Source organism: Elstera litoralis (assembly GCF_000963705.1).
Lineage (GTDB): Bacteria > Pseudomonadota > Alphaproteobacteria > Elsterales > Elsteraceae > Elstera > Elstera litoralis.
In genome coordinates, this window is the sequence record NZ_LAJY01000400.1 from 1 (window position 1) to 8,321 (window position 8,321).

Consider the following 8,321-nt stretch of genomic DNA (forward strand, 5'->3'; position numbering starts at 1 on the left):
AATTTTCGGGACGGGCTCGCCTGCGCAGGGGCGGCGCTGGTGCCGCCCGATCTGCCGCGCCCGCGCCTCAGCGGCTCCTTCCGCGCGGCGCTGCCGCTCTTACCGCGCGAGGCTCGCAAGGCGGTGGCGCTGGTCTATCGCTTCGCCCGCGACTGGGATTGCTGGGCCGATGAGGCTGTCGATCCGGTGGCCGCCGAAGCCCGGCTTGCCGACTGGCGGCAGGCGGTGGCGGCTTTGGCGGAGGGGATTTGGACCGCGCCGCTCCCGGCCGAATTCGTCGCCCTCGTCACGCGCTACCGCCTGCCGATCCCGCCGTTTCTCGCCCTCTTGGATGGAATCCTGTCGGACCTGCGCGCCCCGATCGACGCGCCACCCGCCGCCGATTTAGCGCTCTACTGCGACCGGGTCGCTGGGGCGGTCGGGGAGCTTATTCTTGCCGCCCTCGGCGTCGATGATCCGGCGCTCGCGCAAGCGGCGGGCCGGGCCTTGCAACTCACCAATATTCTGCGCGATCTGGAGGCTGACGCGGCCCAGGGGCGCATCTATCTGCCGCAGGAAGCCTGGGACGGACGTGCCCCCGCTGCGACCGACCTGCGCTGGGCGGCGGCTTTCCTCGTACCCCAGGTCGAGGCAGCCTATGCTGAGGCTTTCGCACGGCTGGCGGAAAAACCTTTTGCCGGGCGGCGGGCGGTTTGGGCGATGGTGGCGCTCTATCACCGGCTATTCCTGTGCCTGCGCGCGGCGGATTTTGCCTCCGGCACAAGAGTGCGGCGGCGCGACCGGGTGCAGGTTCTGCTGAGGGCTTTGATCCTCCGATGAGCCGCACCACAATCGTCATCGGTGCGGGCCTCGCCGGGCTCGCCGCCGCCGTGATGGCGGTGAGCAACGGCGATCAGGTGACGCTGCTGGAGGCGACGCCGCACGCGGGCGGACGCTGCCGTTCCTGGCCACTGGCGGGGGAAAGCCTGCCGCTGGTCGATCTCGGCACGCATCTTATTTTGCGCGGCAACCGGGCGGTGCACGCCTATCTCGCCCGCATCGGCGCGCAGGATCAATTCGTTGCTCCAGGGCCGACACCGGGGGCGTTGACGCTCATTGGCGGCGAGGATCGGCTGACAGTGCCGCTCGGCCCCAGCCTGCTTCTCAACCCGCCGTCGCCGCTGACGCGCGGCGCGCTGTTGGCGGCAGGCAACCTGATGCGCGGCGGCACGGTGGCCGAAAGACTCGATCTCTTAAGCCAACGGGGCGGTGGTTCTGGACACCCTTAACGCGCTCAATTCTCAACTGTGACCCGGCGGAAGGCGACGCCCGCTTGCTCAGCGCCGTCTTGCGGCAAGGGCTGTTGCGCGGCGCAGCGGCGGCCTGTCCGATGGTGGCGCGGGAGAGCCTGAGTGCCAGCCTGATCGAACCGGCGCTTACTTATTTGGCGGCCCAAGGTGCGCGCTTGCGTTTCACAACGCCGGTGCGCGGGTTTCATCGCGTCGAAGAGCGGTTGACAGGGCTACGTATAGGGAATGGCGAGATTATCCCCATCACGCCGCGCAGCCGCGTTATCCTGGCGGTGCCGCCGTCTGCCGCCCAACGGCTCCTGCCGGAACTAACCGTGCCGACCGAAAGCCGCGCCATTCTTAACGCCCATGCGGTGCTTCCCGTTCCCCCCGATGCCGGGGAGACGCCCGAGCTTCTCGGCCTTATCGACGGCACCGGCGAATGGTTTTTGCGGCGGGGCGCGCGGGTTGCCATCACCATCAGCGCGGCGGATAGTTTTCGGAATTGGCCGGAAGAAAAACTCGGTGCCGCGCTCCAGACCGATCTGCTGCGCCTCTACGGCTGCGCGCCGGAAACCCTCACGCTGATTTGGGAAAAGCGTGCGACCTTTGCCGCGACGCCCGACCAGGTTGCTTTGCGCCCGAAAGCGCGCGCCAGCGCTCTTGCCAACCTACGTCTTGCGGGCGATTGGACCGATACCGGCCTGCCCGCCACGCTGGAAGGCGCAATCCGCTCGGGCATTCGCGCCGCTGAGGCCTGGTTTTAGAGTTTATCGAGTGGAAAAATGATGAAACGACAGATGTTTTTGCGCGCGGGCGGCTATGTCGCCCTAGCGCTGGTCTTGAATGGGCTGGTTTTCGGGCTCGGCTGGAACGCGACCGGCGTGACGCGGCAGGTAAGCCAGCCCTGGTTCGCGCCGCCCGGCTGGGCAATCGGGTTGGTTTGGACGCTCCTGTTGGCCGGTATGGGGGCGGCGGATGCGCTCCTGTCGGCCCGACTGCCGGGCGCGGCGCGGGCGCGGCTGTTGGGGCGCGTGCTGGCGCTCGACTGCCTAGCTTATCCTTTTTTTACGCGCTGGCGACCGATAGTGTTTGGGCGGGGCTCGCGGGGAATGTGGGTACGGCAGTATTGGCGGCCATTGCGGCTGCCAGCGCGTATCCGCAGGATCGGCGCGCCGCACTCGCCTTCGCCTTGGTGGCGCTTTGGTCGTCTTATGCGACCTCGATTGTCGTCTTCCGGCTAGGCTGGCTCGGTTAAAAACGCTGGGTTCGCGCCGAACTGCACATTCACCGCCGCAATGGTGAAGGTGAGCGACAGGAACAGGTGCAGCGCGAGGGCGGCCATCGCAAGGCCGGTCGGCGCGCCGAGCCCCTGTTTGACGATGCGGAACAGCACAACGTTGATCCAGATGAAGACCATCACGGCGACGCCCTGCATCAAGGCTTCCGAGCCCAGCATCAGCGCGATGAAAACAACCGCTTGCGCGATGATCGACAGCATCATCGACGCCCAGTTGAGCCCGGCGATCACCCGGCACAGGCCGGTGCGATAGCCGAGGCGCAGGCTGAACACGGCAAAAATCGTGAGGAAACAGGCAGTGGCCGCCAAATCGGCCACGGCTTGCAGCAGCGTGCCCTGAAGGCCGAGCTGGGTTTCATTGCCGACCAGCAGGGCCACGGCCATGACGAGGATAAATTCGATGGCGAGCGGCACGAAGGAGCGGCGCACCTCGCCGACATCATCGGTGAAGTACTTGAGCCACTCGGGTTTTCCCCAGAGCAGCGCCGCAAGGGCTTGGACGGAGGGCATTATGAAAAGTACCGATCGAGCATTCTGCGGTAGATGTGGGTGAGGGCGGTCAAATCCGCAAGGCGGCTGTTCTCATCGACCTTGTGCATCGACTGGCCGACAAGACCGAATTCCACCACGGGGCAATAGGCGCGGATGAAGCGCGCGTCCGAGGTGCCGCCGGTGGTGCTCATCTCCGGCACGACGCCGAGCACGGTTTCCACGGCTTCGCTGACGAGGGCGGAGAGCGGGCCGGGCGGCGTAAAGAAACTCTCGCCCGACACGCTGATCTGTAAATCGTAAGGAATCTGCGCACTATCGAGCCGCGCGCGCAGCAGGCTTTCCAGCGTAGCGCTGGTGAAAGCATCGTTGAAGCGCACATTGAAGCGCGCCGTGACCGCGCCAGGAATGACGTTGCTCACGGGATTGCCGGTATCGACCGTGGTGACTTCCAGGTTCGATGGCTGAAAATGCGCGGTGCCGCCATCGAGCGCGCCAGAGCCCAAGGCGGTGAGTAACGCCACCATTTTCGGCACCGGATTATCGGCCAGATGCGGATAGGCGACATGGCCTTGCGTGCCCTGGACCGTGAGCAGGCCCGAGAGCGAGCCACGCCGCCCGATTTTCATCATCTCGCCAAGCACGCGCGGATTGGTCGGCTCGCCGACAATGCAGGCGTCGATGCTCTCGCCGCGCGCCGCCAGCCAGTCGAGCATCTTCTTGGTGCCGTTGACGGCAGGGCCTTCCTCGTCGCCGGTTATCAGCAGGCTGATCGAGCCGCCAAAATTTGGCGTTTCGGCAAGGAACTGCGCGACGGCGGCGACGAAGGCGGCAATGCCGCCCTTCATATCGGCGGCCCCGCGCCCAAACACCCGCTCGCCCTTGATCTCGGCAGCGAAAGGATCGACCGACCAGCCCGCAAGATCGCCCGGCGGCACCACATCCGTATGCCCGGCGAAGCAGAAATGCGGGTGGCCGGTGCCGAAGCGCGCGTAGAGGTTCTCGACGGGATCGGTGCCCGCTTCCTCAAAACGCAGCGGATGGCAGACGAAACCCAATCCCGTCAAAGTCTCGGCCAGCAGCCCCAGCGCGCCCGCGTCGGCGGGCGTCACGCTCGGGCAGCGGATCAGGGCTTGGGTCAGCAGGATTGGGTCGAGCGCCGCCACGCTTGATTAGCTCCGCAGCAGTTCGTTGATGCCGGTCTTGCTGCGCGTTTGCGCATCGACCCGCTTTACGATCACAGCGCAGGCGAGGCCCGGCCCAGGGGTGCCATCGGGCAGCGGCTTGCCGGGGAGGGTGCCGGGGATCACCACCGAATAGGCGGGAACCCGGCCTATGAAGATCTCGCCGGTGTTGCGGTCGATGATCTTGGTGGACGCGCCCAAGAACACACCCATCGACAGTACGGCCCCTTCTTCGACAACAACGCCCTCGGCCACTTCCGAGCGCGCGCCGACGAAGACATTATCTTCGATAATCACCGGCCCGGCCTGCAAGGGTTCGAGCACGCCGCCGATGCCGACGCCGCCCGAAATATGGCAGTTCTTGCCGATTTGCGCGCAGGAGCCGATCGTCACCCAGGTATCGACCATCGTGCCGCTATCAACATACGCGCCGACATTGACGAAGCTCGGCATCAGCACGACGCTGGGGGCGATAAAGGCGCTGCGGCGGACGATGGCACCCGGAACGGCCCGGAAACCCGCGCTTTGGAACTCACCCGCGCCCCAGCCGAGGAACTTCGACGGCACCTTGTCCCACCAGTCCGCGCCGCCCGGCCCGCCCGAAATCGGGGCCATATCATTGAGGCGGAAGGAGAGCAGAACGGCTTTTTTCAGCCACTGATGCACCACCCAGCCGCTGCCGTCTTTCGTGGCAACCCGCGCCTTGCCCGCATCGAGCAGGTTCAAGGCTTCTGTCACGGCTTCTCGCACAGCGCCTTGCGTGCTGGTCGAAAGCGTGTCGCGGGCATCCCAGGCGGCATCGATGGTGGTGGCGAGATCTTGCGTCATATTTTTTGATTTCCTGATTTTATTAACCGCGCCGCACGAGCGTGCCGACGCCGCCGGAGGTGAAAATCTCCAGCAAAACCGAATGGGGCACGCGCCCGTCGAGAATTACCGAGCCCTCAACGCCCTGCATCACGGCGGACATGCAGGTTTCGATCTTCGGGATCATGCCGCCAGAAATCGTGCCGTCGGCAATCAGGCGGCGCGAGTCTTCGGTGGAGAGTTCCTTCAGCAGATTCTTGTTCTTATCGAGCACGCCCGCCACATCGGTCAGCAGCAGCAGCCGAGTGGCGCTCAGCGCCCCGGCGATTGCGCCGGCAGCGGTATCGGCATTGATATTGAAGGTCTCGCCCTTGGTGCCGATGGCGGTCGGGGCGATGACTGGAATAATGTTGGAGGCGGCAAAAAACGTTCAGCACTTCGACGTTCACCGACTCGGGCTCGCCGACGAAGCCGAGGTCCAGCACTTTTTCGATATGGCTATCGGGATCGACCTTGGTGCGCGTCAGGCGGCGCGCGGTAATCAGGTTCGCGTCCTTGCCCGACAGGCCGACGGCGAGCCCGCCCGCGCGGTTGATCGCGCCGACGAGCTGCTTATTGATCGAACCTGCCAGCACCATTTCGACGATTTCCACCGTCGCTTCATCGGTAATGCGCAAACCATCGATGAACTGCGACTGAATCTTCAACCGATCCAGCATTTTGCCGATCTGCGGCCCGCCGCCGTGGACGATCACGGGGTTGATGCCGACTTGCTTCAGCAGCACCACATCGCGCGCAAACACATCGGCCAGGGCCTCATTGCCCATCGCGTGCCCGCCGTACTTAATCACGAAGGTTTTACCGGCAAAGCGCCGCATGAAGGGCAGCGCTTCGGAGAGAATATTGGCCTTGGTCGGCCAATCGAGCGCAGCAATATCGACGGTCTGGGAGTCGGTCATCGCGGGAAATCTCCGAAGCGGCACATACGAGCCCTCACCGACTGGGCGGGGGCGGCGGGATCATGCGCAAAACGGAGGCAGAGGAGAAGCGGAAATTCGATTGGGGCCGGAATGGGCAGGACGCAGAAATGCCGGGTCAGGGATGCCGGAGAACCGTCTTATTGTCGGCGCGGCGCAATCCCCTATAGTGGCTACTCGATAAATTTGCAGACGGGCGAGGTTTTTATGTCGAAGGGTGCTTCCTTTAAAATCGTTCCCCCCCGTAAGCCTGATCTGAAAGACTGCCGCTTTTACCATTCCGTCGCGTTACCCTCGGGTGAGGTCTCGGGCGAATGGGATTTGCGCAAAGACGTGGATGCCTATCTCGGCGGTGTCGATTTTAAAGGAAAGTCCGTTTTCGAGGTCGGTCCCGCCAGCGGTTTTCTATCGATTCATATGGAAAAGGCCGGGGCAACCGTCACCTGCCTTGAACCGCCTATGACCCATCTTTGGGATATTGTTCCCTTTGAGGGGTTTGATGTCGAAAAATGGCGAAAAGAATTCGTTGATATTATTGGGGGCGTTCGGAATTCTTTTTGGTACTACCACAATCTCCATAAATCATCGGTTCGGATGATCGAGACCGATCCGTATAATATTCAACCCGATGTGGGCGATTACGATATCGGCCTATTAGCGAGTGTTTTGCTGCATACGCGCGCGCCGTTCAATTTGCTTGAACAGGTCGCTCGCCGCGTCCGCGAAACCATCATCGTCACCGAGGTCTATAATCCCGACTTGGGGGATGAGGCGATTTGCCGACTTCTGCCCCATCGCGGCGTGCAGCAGGTCGATACTTGGTGGCAGTTCAGCCCCGGCTTCTTTTTCTCATCGCTGGGCTTGCTCGGTTTTACCGAAGCGCGGTTTTCGACTCACTATCAATATTCGGTAGCAACGAAGCAGATCATCCCGATGTTTACCGCCGTCTGTAGCCGCCCGAAGAAAGCGGCCTAGCCCACGGCAAACTGCCCCAGCACCGCCCGCAAGGTCGCAATCCCCTCGCCGGTTTCGGCGCTGGTCACGATGATTTCGGGATGGGCGGCCGGGCGGCGGCGGGTTACGTCGGATGTTGCCTTCAGCAGATCGTCGCGGTCCTTCTGCTTCAGCTTGTCGGACTTGGTCATGATGATCTGATAGGGCACGGCGCGTTGATCGAGCCAATCCATGCTGTCGAGATCGTTCTTTTTCACCCCGTGGCGCGCATCGATCAGCAGGCAGACGCGGCGCAGAGTGGACCTGCCACGCAGGTAAAGATCGATAACATTCGCCCAGCGTGCGGCTTCCGTTTTCGGCACTTCGGCGTAACCATAGCCGGGCATATCGACCAGCAGCAGCTTTTCCGCGAGCAGGAAGAAATTGAGCTGCTGGGTGCGCCCTGGCGTGTTGGACGTGCGCGCCAGGGTATTGCGCCCGGTTAGCGCGTTCACCAAGCTTGATTTGCCGACATTGGAGCGCCCGGCGAAGGCGACTTCGGTCAGGGTGATCGGCGGTAGCCGGTCAATCGTCGGCACCGCTGCCACAAAGTCGCACGGCCCGGCGAACAGCTTGCGACCGGTCTCGAGCGCGCTCGCCCATTCGTCCGGCCCCATGCCCTCCAGCGGGCCTTGAACGGGGAGAGTGCTCATGCCGCGCCCATCCGGCGCATGATGATCCACTGCTGGGCAATCGAGAGCGTATTGTTCCAGGCCCAATAGATCACCAGACCGGCGGGGAAGCTGCCGAGCATGAACGTGAAGACCACCGGCATAATCATGAACATCTTCGCCTGGATCGGGTCGGCGGGCGTCGGGTTCAGGCGCATTTGCAGCCACATGGTGATCCCCATAATCAGCGGCCAGGCACCGAGCATCAAGAAGTGCGGCGGCGTCCAGGGGATCAGGCCGAACAGGTTGAACATGGTCGTCGGGTCCGGCGCGGACAGATCTTGAATCCAACCAAAGAACGGCGCGTGGCGCATTTCGATGGTCACGAACAGCACCTTATAGAGCGCGAAGAATACCGGGATCTGCGCCACAATCGGCAAGCAACCGGAGAGCGGGTTGATCTTCTCGCGCTTATACAGGCCCATCAGTTCCTGCTGCATACGGGCGTTATCGCCCTTATATTTCTCGCGCAGTTCCTGCATTACCGGCGTCAGCTTCTTCATCTTGCTCATCGTCACATAGGAGCGATTGGCGAGCGGGAAGAAGACGGCCTTAATCAAAACCGTCAGCACCAGAATGCAGATGCCGAAATTGCCGACCTGATGGTAGATGATTTCCATCAACTGAAAGAT

The 8,321-nt window shown here is 62.9% G+C and carries 10 protein-coding genes and 1 pseudogene; 5 read left to right on the top strand and 6 right to left on the bottom strand.

What is annotated here, in order from left to right; all coding sequences use genetic code 11:
• From VZ95_RS14395 to VZ95_RS14410, 4 genes are all read left to right on the top strand, one after another.
• The coding region (locus VZ95_RS14395) for a phytoene/squalene synthase family protein (protein WP_052711792.1) at positions 1-819 on the top strand (819 nt) is incomplete at its 5' end.
• Positions 816-1,268, top strand: coding sequence for an FAD-dependent oxidoreductase (locus VZ95_RS14400; protein ID WP_045776471.1), 453 nt, complete (start codon positions 816-818; stop codon positions 1,266-1,268). The genes VZ95_RS14395 and VZ95_RS14400, both read left to right, overlap by 4 nt.
• Positions 1,269-1,312: 44 nt before the next feature.
• Positions 1,313-2,035, top strand: a complete 723-nt coding sequence (locus tag VZ95_RS14405) for a hydroxysqualene dehydroxylase (RefSeq protein ID WP_052711793.1) — start codon at positions 1,313-1,315, stop codon at positions 2,033-2,035.
• An 18-nt stretch (positions 2,036-2,053) separates the two neighbouring features.
• On the top strand, positions 2,054-2,512 hold the full coding sequence (locus tag VZ95_RS14410) for a tryptophan-rich sensory protein (RefSeq protein WP_084627804.1): 459 nt from the start codon (positions 2,054-2,056) through the stop codon (positions 2,510-2,512).
• Here VZ95_RS14410 and VZ95_RS14415 read toward each other — a convergent pair.
• The 4 genes and pseudogenes from VZ95_RS14415 to argB all read right to left on the bottom strand — a co-directional run bounded on the left by VZ95_RS14415 (position 2,509) and on the right by argB (position 6,007).
• Positions 2,509-3,078: a hypothetical protein gene (locus VZ95_RS14415; RefSeq protein WP_045776473.1), complete on the bottom strand. Its 570-nt coding sequence runs from the start codon at positions 3,076-3,078 to the stop codon at positions 2,509-2,511. The two genes, VZ95_RS14410 and VZ95_RS14415, sit on opposite strands and share 4 nt — an antisense overlap.
• On the bottom strand, positions 3,078-4,223 hold the full coding sequence (dapE, locus tag VZ95_RS14420; protein ID WP_045776474.1) for a succinyl-diaminopimelate desuccinylase: 1,146 nt from the start codon (positions 4,221-4,223) through the stop codon (positions 3,078-3,080). Before dapE ends, VZ95_RS14415 begins: the two co-directional genes overlap by 1 nt.
• Before the next feature lie 6 nt (positions 4,224-4,229).
• Complete coding sequence (gene dapD / locus VZ95_RS14425; protein ID WP_045776475.1) at positions 4,230-5,069, bottom strand: 2,3,4,5-tetrahydropyridine-2,6-dicarboxylate N-succinyltransferase; 840 nt, start codon at positions 5,067-5,069, stop codon at positions 4,230-4,232.
• A 22-nt stretch (positions 5,070-5,091) separates the two neighbouring features.
• Positions 5,092-6,007, bottom strand: a pseudogene (gene argB, locus VZ95_RS14430) (acetylglutamate kinase).
• 225 nt (positions 6,008-6,232) lie between these two features.
• On the opposite strand from argB, the gene VZ95_RS14435 reads away from it, so the two are divergent.
• Complete coding sequence (locus VZ95_RS14435) at positions 6,233-7,000, top strand: hypothetical protein (RefSeq protein WP_156995315.1); 768 nt, start codon at positions 6,233-6,235, stop codon at positions 6,998-7,000.
• Here VZ95_RS14435 and yihA read toward each other — a convergent pair.
• Positions 6,997-7,671: a ribosome biogenesis GTP-binding protein YihA/YsxC gene (gene yihA, locus VZ95_RS14440; protein ID WP_198148315.1), complete on the bottom strand. Its 675-nt coding sequence runs from the start codon at positions 7,669-7,671 to the stop codon at positions 6,997-6,999. The genes VZ95_RS14435 and yihA overlap by 4 nt on opposite strands.
• On the bottom strand, positions 7,668-8,321 hold a 654-nt coding region (gene yidC / locus VZ95_RS14445; RefSeq protein WP_045776476.1), incomplete at its 5' end, for a membrane protein insertase YidC. The genes yidC and yihA, both read right to left, overlap by 4 nt.